The sequence below is a fragment of the Acidovorax sp. NB1 genome, assembly GCF_005405905.1.
Taxonomy (GTDB): Bacteria; Pseudomonadota; Gammaproteobacteria; order Burkholderiales; family Burkholderiaceae_C; genus Acidovorax.
The window spans coordinates 181,330-195,722 of sequence record NZ_BJHU01000025.1 but is presented as its reverse complement, the minus strand read 5'-3'; the positions used below and the strand labels follow the sequence as shown (position 1 = coordinate 195,722).

Sequence of the window (14,393 nt, the reverse complement as noted above, 5' to 3'; positions counted from 1 at the left end):
CCCGCCGCACTGGTGGGCGGCGGGGGGTAATCGATTGAAAGCCGTGGCCTGCCACGGCTTTTTTTATGCCCTTATTCTGGCGAGCGGGGGCTTGCCGTGCACTGCGAGCCCAGCGCAAAAAAAGCCGCCCCGCCAGAAGGCGGAGCGGCTTTGAAGGGAAAGCTTCTCAGATCTCAGGACGGTTGCATCAGGCCGCCAGGCGCTTTTCCAGCGCGGCCTTGGTGTCCAGCAGCGCCTGGGGCAGGTGGTAAGCCAGCTGCTCGAAGTGCGCATCGTGCAGCTTGAACTCCTCGGCCCAGGCGGCCTTGTCGATGCTGGTCACGGCGTCGAACTTCTGGGCGCTGAAGTCCAGGCCCGTCCAGTTGATTTCAGCGTACTGCGGGGCCACGCCGAACATGGTTTCCTGGCCTTGGGCCTGGCCTTCGATGCGGTCGATCATCCACTTGAGCACGCGCATGTTGTCGCCATAACCGGGCCAGACAAACTTGCCCGCCTCGTCCTTGCGGAACCAGTTCACGCAGAACACCTTGGGCACGGCCTTGCCGGTGGCGGCGATCTTGCCTTCCATGCTGAGCCAGTGCTGGAAGTAGTCGCTCATGTTGTAACCGCAGAAAGGCAGCATCGCGAACGGGTCGCGGCGCACCACGCCCTGGGCGCCAAAGGCGGCAGCGGTGGTCTCGGAACCCATGGTCGCTGCCATGTACACGCCTTCGGTCCAAGTGCGGGCTTCGGTCACCAGCGGCACGGTGGTCGAGCGGCGGCCGCCGAAGATGAACGCGTCGATCGCCACGCCGTTGGCGTCGTCCCACTGCGCATCCAGCGCCGGGTTGTTGGCGGCAGCCACGGTGAAGCGCGAGTTGGGGTGCGCGGCCTTGGCGCCGGTTTCCTTGGCGATCTGGGGCGTCCAGTCCTTGCCTTGCCAGTCGATCAGGTGGTCCGGCAGCTTGCCGCCAGCGTCCTTTTCCATGCCTTCCCACCACACGTCGCCGTCGTCCGTCAGGGCCACGTTGGTGAAGATCACGTCACGGTCCAGGCTGCGCATGCAGTTGGGGTTGGTGTGCATGTTGGTGCCGGGGGCCACGCCAAAGTAGCCTGCTTCGGGGTTGATGGCGACCATCTTGCCGTCGGCACTGGGCTTGATCCAGGCGATGTCGTCACCGATGGTGGTGACCTTCCAGCCCGCAAAACCAGCCTCGGGCGGAACCAGCATCGAGAAGTTGGTCTTGCCGCAGGCGCTGGGGAAGGCCGCCGCCACGTGGTACTTCTTGCCCTCTGGGTTGGTCACGCCCAGGATGAGCATGTGCTCGGCCAGCCAGCCCTGGTCGCGGCCCATGGTGGAGGCGATGCGCAGGGCCAGGCACTTCTTGCCCAGCAGCGCGTTGCCGCCGTAGCCCGAGCCATAGGACCAGATTTCGCGCGTCTCGGGGTAGTGAACGATGTACTTGACCTTGGGGTTGCAGGGCCAGCTGGTGGTGTCCTTCTCGCCTTCAGCCAGAGGAGCGCCCACGGTGTGCATGCAGGGCACGAACTCGCCTTCCACGCCCAGCACGTCGTACACGGCCTTGCCCATGCGGGTCATAAGGCGCTGGTTCACAGCCACGTAGGCGCTGTCGGTCAGCTCCACGCCGATGTGGGCAATGTGGCTGCCCAGCGGGCCCATGCTGAAGGGCACCACATACATGGTGCGGCCCTTCATGCAGCCGTCAAACAGGGGCTGCAGCGTGGTGCGCATCTCGGCGGGGGCCATCCAGTTGTTGGTGGGGCCTGCGTCTTCCTTGGCGGCCGAGCAGATGTAGGTGCGGTCTTCCACGCGGGCCACGTCCGACGGGTCGGACCACGCCAGGAAGCTGCCGGGGCGCTTGGCAGCATTCAGCTTCTTGAAGGTGCCTGCATCGACCAGCTGCTGGCACAGGCGGTCGTACTCTTCCTTCGTGCCGTCGCACCAGTAGATGCTCTCGGGCTTGCACAGGGCGGCCATGTCGGCCACCCAGGCGAGCAGCCGGGCGTTTTTGACGTAACTGGGGGCGTTGAGATTCAGGCCCTGCATGGTGGGTGCGTTCATCGGGGGAGCTTCCTAAGTTGAAAAACAGTTTTTTCAAAGGAAGCGGACCGGGCGGAACGCGGCAAGGCCTGGCGCAGTTGCGGTGCTGAGCGCTGCCTTTGAAAAAACGGCTTTCTTGCTCAGTCGGCGGGCGGGAGCGTGTGTCAGCCCCACGGGGTGGAGGCTATTCCACGGATTCCGCGGGTCGGCTGGGATGTCAATTTTATGAATCTGCCGCCCGTTTGTCTGTCAGACAGGGGTCAAAACCATGCAAAAAAAGCATGGGGTTATGCATCGACGCTCCGCGTGCCTCACGGGCTGGCCGGGCTGCCTTTCCACCGCTCGTAGCCACTCTTGCGCAGCGCACAGGCCGGGCAGGTGCCACAGCCATAGCCCCAGGCGTGGAGTGAGTCGCGCACGCCGTGGTAGCAGGTGTGCGAGTCGTTCACGATCAGATCGACCAGCGCCTGCCCGCCCAGGGACCGGGCCAGCTCCCAGGTTTCGGCCTTGTCCAGCCACATGAGCGGGGTGTCGAAGGTGAAACGCTGGCCCATGCCCAGGGACACGGCCACCTGCAGGGCCTTGAGCGTGTCGTCGCGGCAGTCCGGGTAGCCCGAAAAATCGGTTTCGCACATGCCGCCCACCAGCGTGTGCAGGCCCCGCCGGTAGCCCACGGCGGCCGCCAGCTGGAAGAACAGCAGGTTGCGCCCCGGCACAAAGGTGTTGGGCAGGCCCGCTGCGGTCATCTGGATCTCGGTGTCGCTGGTCAGTGCGGTGTCGCTGATACGGCCCAGCACCGCCAGGTCCAGCATGTGGTCCTCGCCCAGCCGCGCATTCCACTGCGGAAACTGGGCGCGCAATGAAGCCAGCACGGTTTGCCGTGCCTGCAGCTCGATGTGGTGGCGCTGGCCGTAGTCAAAGCCGATGGTTTCCACATGGGCGAAGTTTTCCAGCGCCCAGGCCAGGCAGGTGGTGGAGTCCTGGCCTCCAGAAAAAAGAACAAGCGCGTGTCCGGGTCGCATGGGGGCTCCTGGTCAAGGGATGAAAACGGGGGAAGCGAGGGCAAAAAAAAGCCCCGCAGCGCGGGGCGTTTGGCTGTGTTGCGGGCGACTCAGGCCATGAACACGGCGATGAAGGCCAGCAGGAAAATCAGCACACCGCCGACCACGGGGAGCACCACGGGCATCATGGGCACGATGTTTTCCACGGGGTCGTGCGCTGCGGTCTGAGGGGCGTGAGAAGTGTTGTGGTCGGACATGGTGGGGCTCCAGATGCTGAAAACTTGCGCAATTCTAGCCGCCTGTGCGCCGTGGCGGCCAGCGGGGCGTGGGGTTCACATCAGCGCGGCTTCCATGCCCGCCGTGCGCAGCCGCTCCAGCACCTCGTCCACATGGGCCTTGCTGCGGGTTTGCAGCACCAGCTCGATCTCGACGTTCTGCGCGGCCAGCATGGTGAAGGCGCGCTGGTGGTGCACCTCGCCGATGTTGGCGCCCGCGTCGGCCACGGTGGCGGTGATGCGCGCCAGCACACCCGGCACGTCGCGCGCGCTGACCTTGATGCGCGCGAGGCGTCCCGACCGCACCATGCCGCGCTCGATGATGGCCGCCAGCAGCAGCGGGTCGATGTTGCCGCCGCACAGCACCAGGCCCACGCGCTTGCCCTGGAAGCGTTCGGGGTAGCGCACCAGTGCCGCCAGGCCTGCAGCCCCTGCGCCTTCGACCAACGTCTTTTCAATCTCCAGCAGCATCAGCACGGCCTGCTCGATGTCGCCTTCGTCCACCAGCACCAGGTCGTCCACCAGGCGCTTGACGATCTCCTGCGTGATCTTGCCCGGCGTGCCCACGGCAATGCCTTCGGCAATGGTGGAGGTGCCCTGCGGGTGGTGCGTGCCCTTCACCGCGTTGACCATGGCCGGGAAGCGTGTGGTCTGCACGCCCACGACCTCGATGCCCGGCTTGATCGCCTTGGCGGCCGTGGCCACGCCCGAGATCAGCCCGCCGCCGCCCACGGCGATCACCAGCGTGTCCAGGTCGGGCACGGCCTGCAGCATCTCCAGGCCCAGCGTGCCCTGGCCCGCAGCCACGCCCTCGTCGTCATAGGGGTGGACAAAGGTCAGGCGCTGCGCGTCGGCCAGCGCGTAGGCATGCTGGCGGGCTTCTTCCAGCGTGTCGCCGTGCAGCACCACCTCGGCGCCAAAGCCACGGGTGCGTTCCACCTTCACGGCGGGCGTGAAGCGCGGCATCACGATCACCGCGCGCAGGCCCAGGCGCTGCGCGTGGTAGGCCACGCCCTGCGCATGGTTGCCTGCGCTCATGGCCACCACGCCCCGGGCGCGTTCGTCCTCAGACAGCAGCGTGAGCCGGTTGCAGGCGCCCCGTTCCTTGAACGAAGCGGTGAACTGCAGGTTCTCGAACTTGAGGAACACCTGCGCGCCCACGATCTGCGAGAGTGTCTTGGATTCGACACAGGGGGTGTCCAGCACCTGGCCTTGTAGGCGGGTGGCGGCGTCACGGATGTCTTGGAGGGTCAGCATGGCGCCATTGTGGCGCAGGCTTGTGGGGGGCCGCCACAGGGTTGCACGGAGGACGTGGCGTGGCGCTGGGGTGGCCTTGTGGTGCATGTACAAGAGCAAAAAACGGCCTTACCGCGCGATGGTATTGCCTTTGTAGCTATCAAATTAATAGTATCTACTTGATGCCCAGCCTGCGCGCCAGCTTGTGCAGGTTGCTCGCATCCACCTCCAGCGCCCGCGCGGCCTGGGCCCAGTTGCCCCCGTGCTGCGCCAGGGCGGTGGTGATGCTGGTGCGCTGGCAGGCGTCTACGGCCTCGCGCAGCGGGCCGGTGGGGGCGGCCGGCAGGGCGGCACGCGGCCCGGCGGATTGCGCCGGGGCATCCGGCGGCGCGGCCGGTGTGTGCACGGCATCGGCGTCCAGGTCCAGCAGCGCGGGCTCCAGCGTCACGATGTCGGCGCGGCTCACGCCCCGGCTCAGCGCCTTGAGGGCAGCGCGGCTGACCACGTGTTCCAGCTCGCGGATGTTGCCGGGCCAGGGGTAGCGCCGCAGCGCCTCCTGCGCCGGGCCCGACAGCCGCAGGCTGCGCAGGCCCAGCCGCGCGCGGTTCAGCTCCAGAAAGCGGCCCGCGATCAGCAGCACGTCGTTGCCGCGATCGCGCAGCGGCGGGATGGGCACGGGGTACACCGACAGCCGGTGGTACAGGTCGGCGCGGAAGGCCCCGCCCGTGACCTGCTCGCGCAGGTTGCGGTTGGTGGCGGCGATCACGCGCACATTCACGCGGCGCGGCCGGTCGGCGCCCAGGCGCTGGATCTCGCCGTTCTGCAGCGTGCGCAGCAGCTTGGCCTGCACGGCCAGCGGCAACTCGCCCACTTCGTCGAGGAACAGCGTGCCGCCTTCGGCCGCCTCGAAGCGTCCCGGCCGGTCGGCCACCGCGCCCGAGAACGCGCCGCGCACATGGCCGAACAGCTCGCTTTCGGCCAGCGACTCGGGCAGGGCCGCGCAGTTCACATGCACCAGCGGACGGGCAGCGCGCGGCGACTGGCGGTGCAGCCGCCGTGCGAACAGCTCCTTGCCCACGCCGGTCTCCCCCAGCAGCAGCACCGGCAGATCGGAGCCTGCCACCACGTCCAGCTCGTGCAGCAGGCGCATCAGGGGCTCGCTCTGGCCGACGATCTCCATGTCTGCATCGCCCGCGCGGGGCGTGCGCTCGTCGTCCACGCCCCGCAGCGGCGGTGCCGTGCGCAGCGCCTGCACCTCGCGCTCCAGCCGGGAGATGCGCACCGCCGCTTCGGCCAGCACGCGGCAGTCGGCCAGCGCGGCGCGCGCGTCGTCGCCGAAGGTGCCGGTCTGCAGCGCATCGAGCGTGAGCACGCCCCAGGGCTGCCCGTCCACCGACAGCCGGATGCCCATGCAGTCGTGCACGGGCAGGGGCTCGCCCACCAGCGTGTCGAGCAGGCCGTCGTAGGGGTCGGGCAGTGTGCTGTCGTGGTGGAACCAGGTCACGTCGGTGCGCGCCAGGATGGCCGCCAGCCGCGGATGCTGGCTGACGGCGAAGCGCCGGCCCAGCGCCTCGCGCACCAGGCCCTCCACCGCGACCGGCCGCAGGTGGTCTTCCTCCAGCTGCAGCAGCGCCACCGCGCCGCAGTGAAAGCGCTCCCGCAGGTGCGCCACCAGGCGCTGCAAGCGCACGGCCTGGGGCAGGTCGGTCGCCAGGTCGGCAAGCAAGGGCGTGTGAAGCATGGTGAATTTTACCTATCGATGGTGTTTATCACCTGATTTGTGAAGGGTGAAAAGAACCCTGATTGCGCTAAGTCATTGATGTGATTGGGCCAGGCCGCTGGCCTGCCGCTTGCGATAGAAGAGCGAACCTTTTTTGTCTTGTTCGTTTTCAGTTTCAGGATTGCCATGACATCGAGCCCTCACCTTCCGCCTGCGCGGCGCACTCCGATGCCGCTCGCGTGGCGCCCCGCCGCCCGCCCGGCCACTGCGGCCCCTTTCACCGCTCTGGAGGCCCGCCATGGGTAACTACCGCAAGCTCTGGTTCACGCTGATCGGCGTGCTCATCGTCACCTTCAGCCTGCTGGGCTACTACGGGGCCGAGGTCTACCGCACCGCGCCACCCATCCCCGCCCGGATCGCCACGGCCGGGGGCGAGATCCTCTACACGCACGACAGCATCCTGGACGGCCAGACCGCCTGGCAGTCGGTGGGGGGCATGCAACTGGGCTCCATCTGGGGCCACGGCGCCTACCAGGCGCCCGACTGGACGGCCGACTGGCTGCACCGCGAGCTGCTCCACTGGCTCGATGTGGCCGCCGAGCGCGCGCACGGCAAGCCGTTTGCCGAGCTGGATGCCGCCGCTCAGGCCGTGCTGCGCGACCGCATGAAGACCGAGTACCGCACCAACACCTACAACCCCGAGACGGGCGTGGCCACGGTGTCGTCCACCCGGGCCGATGCGATCGCGATGACCGCGCTGTACTACGACCAGCTGTTCAGCGACGTGCCCGCGCTGCACAAGACGCGCGAACACTTCGCCATGAAGGAGAACACCCTGCCCAGCCCAGAGCGGCGCGCGCAGATGACGGGCTTCTTCTTCTGGACGGCCTGGGCTGCCGCCACCGAGCGGCCGGGCAGCGTGGCCACCTACACCAACAACTGGCCGCACGAGCCGCTGATCGGCAACCAGCCCACGGCCGAGAACATGGTCTGGTCGGTGATGAGCGTGGTTGTGATGATGGCGGGCGTGGGCTTCCTCGTCTGGGGCTGGGCCTTCCTGCGCAAGCACGACGAGGCCGACCCTGAGCCGCCCAAGCACGACCCCCTGTCGCGCGTGCCGCTCACGCCATCGCAGCGCGCCCTGGGCAAGTATTTGTTCCTCATCGTCGCGTTGTTCAGCTTCCAGGTGCTGCTGGGCGGATTCACGGCGCACTACACGGTGGAAGGCCAGCAGTTCTACGGCATCAACGTGTCGCAGTGGTTCCCGTATTCGCTGGTGCGCACCTGGCACATCCAGAGCGCGCTGTTCTGGATCGCCTCGGGCTTCCTGGCGGCGGGGCTGTTCCTTGCGCCGCTGATCCATGGTGGCAAAGACCCGGCCTACCAGAAGCTGGGCGTGGACATCCTGTTCTGGGCACTGGTCGTGGTGGTGGTGGGCTCGTTCGTGGGCAACTACCTGGCGATTGCGCAGATCATGCCGCCCGAGTGGAACTTCTGGCTGGGCCACCAGGGCTACGAATACGTGGACCTGGGCCGCCTGTGGCAGATCGGCAAGTTCACCGGCGTGGCCTTCTGGCTCGTGCTCATGCTGCGCGGCATCGTGCCCGCGTTCCGCCAGCCTGGCGACAAGAACCTGCTGGCGCTGCTCACTGCCTCGGTGGTGGCCATCGGCCTGTTCTACGGCGCGGGCTTCTTCTACGGCGAGCGCACCCACCTGTCGGTGATGGAGTACTGGCGCTGGTGGGTCGTGCACCTGTGGGTCGAGGGCTTCTTTGAAGTGTTCGCCACCACGGCGCTGGCCTTCATCTTCTCCACGCTCGGCCTCGTGTCGCCCCGCATGGCCACAGCGGCCAGCCTGGCCTCGGCCTCGCTGTTCATGCTGGGCGGCGTGCCTGGCACCTTCCACCACCTGTACTTCGCGGGCACCACCACGCCGGTGATGGCCGTGGGTGCATCGTTCAGCGCGCTCGAAGTGGTGCCGCTCGTGGTGCTGGGCCACGAGGCCTGGGAGCACTGGCGCCTGCAGCACCGCGCGAAGTGGATGGCCAACCTCAAGTGGCCGCTGATGTGCTTCGTGGCCGTTGCTTTCTGGAACATGCTGGGCGCGGGCGTCTTCGGCTTCATGATCAACCCGCCGATTGCGCTGTATTACCTGCAGGGCCTCAACACCACGCCGGTGCACGCCCATGCCGCGCTGTTCGGTGTGTACGGCTTCCTGGCGCTGGGCTTCACGCTGCTGGTGCTGCGCTACATCCGCCCGCAGCTGGTGTTCAGCGACAGGCTGATGAAGACCGGCTTCTGGTGGCTCAACGCCGGCCTGGTGCTGATGATCGCGACCAGCCTGCTGCCCATCGGCCTGTTCCAGTTCCACGCCAGCGTGAGCGAAGGCCTGTGGTACGCCCGGGGCGAGGCCTTCATGCAGCAGCCCTTCATCCAGACCCTGCGCTGGGTGCGCACCTTCGGCGACGTGGTCTTCATCGTCGGCGCGCTTGCCGTGGCCTGGCAGGTGGTGAGCGGGCTGTTCGGCTCGCGGGCCCCGGCAGCCACCGCAGGGGTTTACCTGGCGGAGTCCCGCCGCTGAGCCGCGCCGCGCGCTGCGGCCACCACCCCCGGCGGCAGCGCAGGCCCTTCATCCCTTCATTCATTCATCCCACAAGGAGCGAACATGAACCTCGACAAATTCAAGCACCAGCACACCGACATCCTGCGCAGCATTGCCACCTTGCGCGCCTTGGCCCAGGCGGGCGTGGAAGGCAATGCCAGTGCCATCGCGCAGGGCATCGTGGCCATGAGCGGCACCATCAAGCTGCACCTGGCCGTGGAAGACCAGGTGCTGTACCCCGCGCTGCAGCGCGGCGGCAACGTGGAGCTGGCGCGCCTGGGCCGCCAGTACCAGAGCGAGATGGCCTCGATCGCCAGCGCATACGACGCGTTTGCGCGCCGCTGGAACACGGCCGAGAACGTGCGCCGCAACGCCCAGGGCTTTCGGGACGAGGCCAACGTGGTGCTGCGCCGGGTGTTCGAGCGCATGCAGCGCGAAGACCATGACTTCTATCCCCGCATCGAGGAAGAAGAAACCGCCGACTGCCATTGAGCCATTGAGTCACCGCGCCATCGCGCACCCATCGCATGCCTTCGCATGCACCCTGATCCATCGGTAGGGCCTGAGGGCACCTTCCTTTTGCCGGCCCTTGTGCCGGCTTTTTTTTACCCCTGCTTACCGTCCCGGTTGTGTTGGGTCAAACTACCTATAGTGTTTGATGGGTATCGTGGACACCATAGGTAGTGTTTTAAACCCCTGTTGGATTGTGAGAACCCATGGCGCCCACCCTCGTCACTTTGCCCCGCGAAGTCCTCTTGCGCAGCGGCCAGCGTGTTCCTTTTGACCCTGAACGCATCCGTGCTGCGCTGGCCAGCGCGGGCCAGGCTTCGGGCGAATATGGCGCAGAAGAAGCCGCACTGCTCACCGCGCAGGTCACCAAGGTGCTGATCCACCGCTTCCAGGGCGAAGCGCCCACGGTGGAGCAGATCCAGGACGTGGCCGAGCAGACGCTGATCGCCGCCAACCACCTGGCCACCGCGCGCGCCTACATCGTCTACCGCGAGCAGCACGCTACCTTGCGCGCTGACAAGCAGACGCTGGTCGATGTGGAAAGCTCCATCAACGAATACCTCACGCGGGCCGACTGGCGCGTGAACGCCAATGCCAACCAGGGCTACTCGCTGGGCGGGCTGATCCTGAACGTGGCGGGCAAGGTCACGGCCAACTACTGGCTGTCGCACGTCTACACGCCGGAGATCGGCGAGGCGCACCGCAATGGCGACATGCACATCCATGACCTGGACATGCTCAGCGGCTACTGCGCGGGCTGGTCGCTGCGCACGCTGCTGCACGAGGGCCTGAACGGCGTGCCAGGCAAGGTCGAGGCGGGGCCGCCCAAGCACATGAGTTCCGCCGTGGGGCAGATCGTGAACTTCCTGGGCACTCTGCAAAACGAGTGGGCGGGCGCACAGGCGTTCTCGTCGTTCGACACCTACATGGCGCCCTTCGTGCGCATCGATGCCATGGACTACGCCGCCGTGCGCCAGTGCATCCAGGAGCTGGTCTACAACCTCAACGTGCCCTCGCGCTGGGGCACGCAGACGCCGTTCACCAACCTCACCTTCGACTGGACCTGCCCCGACGACCTGCGCGAGCAGGTGCCCGTGATCGCTGGCCAGGAGATGCCGTTTGCCTACGGCGACCTGCAGGCCGAGATGGACCTCATCAACCGCGCCTACATCGATGTGATGACCACGGGCGATGCCAAGGGGCGCGTGTTCACCTTCCCCATCCCCACGTACAACATCACCAAGGATTTCCCCTGGGAGAGCGAGAACGCGCAACTGCTGTTCGACATGACCGCCAAGTACGGCCTGCCGTACTTCCAGAACTTCATCAACTCTGAGCTGGAGCCGAACATGGTGCGTTCGATGTGCTGCCGCCTGCAGCTCGATCTGCGCGAGCTTCTGAAGCGCGGCAACGGCCTGTTCGGCAGCGCCGAGCAGACGGGCAGCCTGGGCGTGGTCACCATCAACTGCGCGCGCCTGGGCTACCAGCATGCGGGCGATGAAGCGGGCCTGTTTGCCGCGCTTGACCGCCTGATGGAACTGGGCAAGCAGAGCCTGGAGACCAAACGCAAGCTCATCCAGCGGCTCATGGACCAGGGCCTGTTCCCTTACACCAAACGCTATCTGGGCACGCTGCGCAACCACTTCAGCACGCTGGGTGTGAACGGCATCAACGAGATGGTGCGCAACTTCACGAGCGGCCGCGAAGACATCACCAGCGAAGCAGGCCATCGCCTGGCCTTGCGCCTGCTCGACCATGTACGCGCGCGCATGACCGACTTCCAGGAAGCAACCGGCCACCTCTACAACCTGGAGGCCACGCCCGCCGAGGGCACCACCTACCGCTTCGCCAAGGAAGACAGGAAGCGCTGGCCCGGCATCCTGCAGGCGGGCACGGCCGAGCAGCCGTACTACACCAACTCCTCGCAGTTGCCCGTGGGCTTCACCGACGACCCGTTCGAAGCCCTGATGCGCCAGGAGCAGCTGCAGTCCAAATACACCGGCGGCACTGTGCTGCACCTGTACATGGGCGAACGCGTCTCCAGCGGCGCTGCCTGCCGCGAGCTGGTGAAACGGGCGCTGACGAACTTTCGCCTGCCCTACATCACCGTCACACCCACGTTCTCCATCTGCCCCACGCACGGCTACCTGGCGGGCGAGCACCCGTTCTGCCCACGCTGCGACGAAGAGCGGCTGGCTGCTAAACGCGCGCGTCTGGCGGCATGATTTATGAATAAAAAAGGGCATTTCCGCCCGTCTATCAAGCATTGACAGCTATCAAAATCATAGTATTTCAACCCCAAGGAGCACACCATGAGTCACTTTTCTCCCGCTGAACACACCGCCCTGGCCGCCGTGCAGCTCACCGACGACGAGCGCCAGCCCTGCGAGGTCTGGACCCGCGTAATGGGCTACCACCGCCCGGTGGCCAGCTTCAACACCGGCAAGCGCGGCGAGCATGCCGAGCGCCGCTTCTTTGCAGAGCACGCTGGTGGTTGCCGCAGCGGCGCCTGCTGAAGCGCAGTCCTTGCGCCTGGGCGGCCTCACGCCGCTGACCACCATCGACTTCCCCGGCCGTCTTGCGGCGGTGGTCTATTGCCAGGGCTGCCCCTGGCGCTGCGGCTACTGCCACAACCCCGAGCTGCTCGATGCCACGGCGCCGCCCGCGCTGCCGTGGGAGCGCGCACTGGCTTTTCTGCAAAGCCGCCGTGGTTTGCTCGACGGCGTGGTGTTTTCCGGCGGCGAGCCCACGCTGCAGGCCGCACTGCCCGCTGCGCTGGCCGAGGTGCGGGCTTTGGGCCTGCAGACCGCGCTGCACACCGGTGGCATGTACCCCGGGCGGCTCGCGGCCCTGCTGGCGCAGCTGGACTGGGTGGGCCTGGACATCAAGGCCTTGCCGCAACGTTACGACGCCATCACCGCGACGCCCGGCAGCGGTGCGCGCGCCTGGGACGCGCTGGAGGTGCTGCTGGCCCACGGCACCGACCACGAATGCCGCACCACCTGGCACGCCGGGCTGTTCGGCGTGGACGAGCTGCTGGACCTTGCCCGCACCCTGGCCGCGCGCGGCGTGCGCCGCTGGGCGCTGCAGGAATGCCGCACGCCCGGCGCACCAGCCTGGGCGCTGACGGACGCGCACCGGCAGCAGCTGGCCGCGCTGTTCCCAAGCTTTGCACTGCGCCGCGCGTGAACGCTGCACGCCTTTTTCCTGCGCAAAAATGCTTGGTTTGAAATAAACATGCGAACTTCGGCGATACCCCGCGCGCTTTGATGCGCATCAGAGGCGCCTTGCACAGCCCGCGCGGATCATCCGCCATCGCCGCACAACGGCACCCTCTGCAAGGAACCCAGCCCATGAACCCCCTTGGCCTCCAGCTGCTGCACGCGCTCAAAACCCACGGCGCGCGCGAGATTTTCGGCATCCCCGGCGACTTCATCCTGCCCCTGTTCAAACAGATTGAAGAGAGCGGCATCCTGCCCCTGGTCACGCTCAGCCACGAGCCCTCGCTGGGCTTTGCCGCCGACGCGGCCGCGCGCATGCACTGCGGGCTGGGCGTGGTGGCCGTCACCTACGGCGCGGGCGCGCTCAACGTGGTCAACGCCGTAGCCGGGGCCTATGCCGAGCGCTCACCCCTGGTGGTGCTGGCCGGCTGCCCGGGCGAGGTGGAGGCGCACTCGGGCCTGGTGCTGCACCACCAGGTGCGGCATGTCGATTCGCAGTGGCGCATCTTCCGCGAGATCACCTGCGACCAGGTGCGCCTGTCCGACCCCGCCACTGCGCCCGCCGATCTCGCCCGCGTGCTGCGCAGCTGCCGCGAATACTCACAGCCCGTGCTCATCGAGGTGCCGCGCGATATGACGCTGCATCCCATGGCCGAGGTGCCCCTGCTGCCGCCCAGCCCCTTCAATGAAGCCGCCGTGGCCGAGTGCGCCGACGAATGGATGGCCCGCATTGACGCCGCCCAGCGCCCCGTGCTGGTGGTGGACGTGGAGGTGCGCCGCTTCGGCCTGGAGGGCCGTGTGGCCGAGCTGGCGCGGCGCCTGCAGCTGCCGGTGCTCACCACCTTCATGGGCCGGGGCTTGCTGGCCGAGGAGGGTGTGCCCTTCCACGGCACCTACCTGGGCGTGGCGGGCGCGCCCGAGACGAGCGCGCTGCTCGACGATTCCGACCTGCCCATGATGCTGGGCGCCATCCTGTCGGACAGCAACTTCGGCGTGAGCGCCCAGCGCATGGACTTCCGCCGCGCGCTCATCGCCGCGCACCGCGAGGCGCGCGTGGGCCACCACCTGTACCCGAACATCCCCCTGGCCGCGCTGGTGGAGGCGCTGTTGGCGCGCGCCCCGGCGGTGGGCCAGCAGGCCACGCGCACACTGCCGCCTGCACCGGTATGCCCCGAAGGCCTGGTGGCTGACGACACCCCCGTGTGCGCGGCCGACCTCTCCCGCGCGCTCAACGACCACATCCGTGCGCAGGGTCCCATGAACATCGTGGCCGACATTGGCGACTGCCTCTTCGCCGCCATGGAGCTGCTGCCCACGCCGCTGGTGGCGCCGGGCTACTACGCGTCCATGGGTTTTGGCGTGCCTGCGGGCATCGGCGCACAGGTGGCCTCGGGCCAGCGCAGCCTGGTCCTGGTGGGCGACGGCGCCTTCCAGATGACGGGCTGGGAGCTGGGCAACTGCCCGCGCCTGGGGCTGGACCCGGTGGTCATCGTGCTCAACAACCAGACCTGGGAGATGATCCGCGCCTTCCAGACCGAATCGCGCTGCGCCGCGCTGGGCGACTGGCACCTGGCCCAGGCCGCCGACGCGCTGGGCGGGCGCGGCCACCGGGTGCATACCCGCGCGCAGTTCAAGGCGGCGCTCGATGCCGCATTTGCCGAGCGCGGGCGGTTTCAGCTCATCGAACTCATGGTGCCGCCGGGGGACAGCACGCCCACGCTGCGGCGGTTTTCCGAAGGCATTCGCGCACTGCGGGCACGGGCGGCGTCGGCTGCCTGAGTTCGAAG

At 67.3% G+C, this 14,393-nt stretch carries 11 protein-coding genes; 6 read left to right on the top strand and 5 right to left on the bottom strand.

All coding sequences use genetic code 11. From position 1 onward, the window contains the following. Positions 1–187: 187 nt before the first annotated feature. The 5 genes from AvAM_RS12105 to norR all read right to left on the bottom strand — a co-directional run bounded on the left by AvAM_RS12105 (position 188) and on the right by norR (position 6,294). Positions 188–2,062, bottom strand: a complete 1,875-nt coding sequence (locus AvAM_RS12105; protein WP_137747292.1) for a phosphoenolpyruvate carboxykinase (GTP) — start codon at positions 2,060–2,062, stop codon at positions 188–190. 290 nt (positions 2,063–2,352) lie between these two features. Then, positions 2,353–3,063, bottom strand: a complete 711-nt coding sequence (queC, locus tag AvAM_RS12100; protein ID WP_137747291.1) for a 7-cyano-7-deazaguanine synthase QueC — start codon at positions 3,061–3,063, stop codon at positions 2,353–2,355. A gap of 89 nt (positions 3,064–3,152) precedes the next feature. Beyond that, the gene (locus tag AvAM_RS25645; protein WP_171012206.1) at positions 3,153–3,299 is read right to left on the bottom strand and encodes a hypothetical protein; all 147 of its coding nucleotides are present in this window, start codon (positions 3,297–3,299) and stop codon (positions 3,153–3,155) included. Positions 3,300–3,374: 75 nt separating this feature from the next. Next, the gene (locus AvAM_RS12095; RefSeq protein WP_137747290.1) at positions 3,375–4,574 is read right to left on the bottom strand and encodes a threonine ammonia-lyase; all 1,200 of its coding nucleotides are present in this window, start codon (positions 4,572–4,574) and stop codon (positions 3,375–3,377) included. Positions 4,575–4,728: 154 nt separating this feature from the next. Next, complete coding sequence (gene norR / locus AvAM_RS12090; protein ID WP_137747289.1) at positions 4,729–6,294, bottom strand: nitric oxide reductase transcriptional regulator NorR; 1,566 nt, start codon at positions 6,292–6,294, stop codon at positions 4,729–4,731. Between the two features lie 277 nt (positions 6,295–6,571). On the opposite strand from norR, the gene AvAM_RS12085 reads away from it, so the two are divergent. The 6 genes from AvAM_RS12085 (at position 6,572) to ipdC (ending at position 14,385) form a co-directional block, all read left to right on the top strand. Continuing rightward, positions 6,572–8,854, top strand: coding sequence for a nitric-oxide reductase large subunit (locus AvAM_RS12085; RefSeq protein WP_137747288.1), 2,283 nt, complete (start codon positions 6,572–6,574; stop codon positions 8,852–8,854). 84 nt (positions 8,855–8,938) lie between these two features. After that, entirely contained in the window at positions 8,939–9,367 is a 429-nt protein-coding gene (locus AvAM_RS12080) for a hemerythrin domain-containing protein (protein WP_137747287.1), read from the top strand. 224 nt (positions 9,368–9,591) lie between these two features. Beyond that, entirely contained in the window at positions 9,592–11,610 is a 2,019-nt protein-coding gene (locus tag AvAM_RS12075; protein WP_137747286.1) for a ribonucleoside triphosphate reductase, read from the top strand. A gap of 87 nt (positions 11,611–11,697) precedes the next feature. Next, complete coding sequence (gene nrdD / locus AvAM_RS12070; protein WP_063463280.1) at positions 11,698–11,901, top strand: anaerobic ribonucleoside-triphosphate reductase; 204 nt, start codon at positions 11,698–11,700, stop codon at positions 11,899–11,901. Continuing rightward, positions 11,843–12,574, top strand: a complete 732-nt coding sequence (locus tag AvAM_RS12065) for an anaerobic ribonucleoside-triphosphate reductase activating protein (protein ID WP_137747285.1) — start codon at positions 11,843–11,845, stop codon at positions 12,572–12,574. The genes nrdD and AvAM_RS12065 overlap by 59 nt, the downstream gene beginning before the upstream one ends. Before the next feature lie 164 nt (positions 12,575–12,738). Beyond that, positions 12,739–14,385, top strand: coding sequence for an indolepyruvate/phenylpyruvate decarboxylase (gene ipdC, locus AvAM_RS12060; RefSeq protein WP_063463278.1), 1,647 nt, complete (start codon positions 12,739–12,741; stop codon positions 14,383–14,385). Positions 14,386–14,393 lie beyond the last annotated feature (8 nt).

What these genes read in the sequence shown, in the direction of transcription:
- AvAM_RS25645 (WP_171012206.1), bottom strand. Translation starts at nt 3,299, where the DNA reads ATGTCCGACCACAACACTTCTCACGCCCCTCAGACCGCAGCGCACGAC.
- AvAM_RS12080 (WP_137747287.1), top strand. Translation starts at nt 8,939, where the DNA reads ATGAACCTCGACAAATTCAAGCACCAGCACACCGACATCCTGCGCAGC.
- AvAM_RS12075 (WP_137747286.1), top strand. Translation starts at nt 9,592, where the DNA reads ATGGCGCCCACCCTCGTCACTTTGCCCCGCGAAGTCCTCTTGCGCAGC.
- AvAM_RS12085 (WP_137747288.1), top strand. Translation starts at nt 6,572, where the DNA reads ATGGGTAACTACCGCAAGCTCTGGTTCACGCTGATCGGCGTGCTCATC.
- AvAM_RS12065 (WP_137747285.1), top strand. Translation starts at nt 11,843, where the DNA reads ATGCCGAGCGCCGCTTCTTTGCAGAGCACGCTGGTGGTTGCCGCAGCG.
- queC (WP_137747291.1), bottom strand. Translation starts at nt 3,063, where the DNA reads ATGCGACCCGGACACGCGCTTGTTCTTTTTTCTGGAGGCCAGGACTCC.
- norR (WP_137747289.1), bottom strand. Translation starts at nt 6,294, where the DNA reads ATGCTTCACACGCCCTTGCTTGCCGACCTGGCGACCGACCTGCCCCAG.
- ipdC (WP_063463278.1), top strand. Translation starts at nt 12,739, where the DNA reads ATGAACCCCCTTGGCCTCCAGCTGCTGCACGCGCTCAAAACCCACGGC.
- AvAM_RS12105 (WP_137747292.1), bottom strand. Translation starts at nt 2,062, where the DNA reads ATGAACGCACCCACCATGCAGGGCCTGAATCTCAACGCCCCCAGTTAC.
- nrdD (WP_063463280.1), top strand. Translation starts at nt 11,698, where the DNA reads ATGAGTCACTTTTCTCCCGCTGAACACACCGCCCTGGCCGCCGTGCAG.
- AvAM_RS12095 (WP_137747290.1), bottom strand. Translation starts at nt 4,574, where the DNA reads ATGCTGACCCTCCAAGACATCCGTGACGCCGCCACCCGCCTACAAGGC.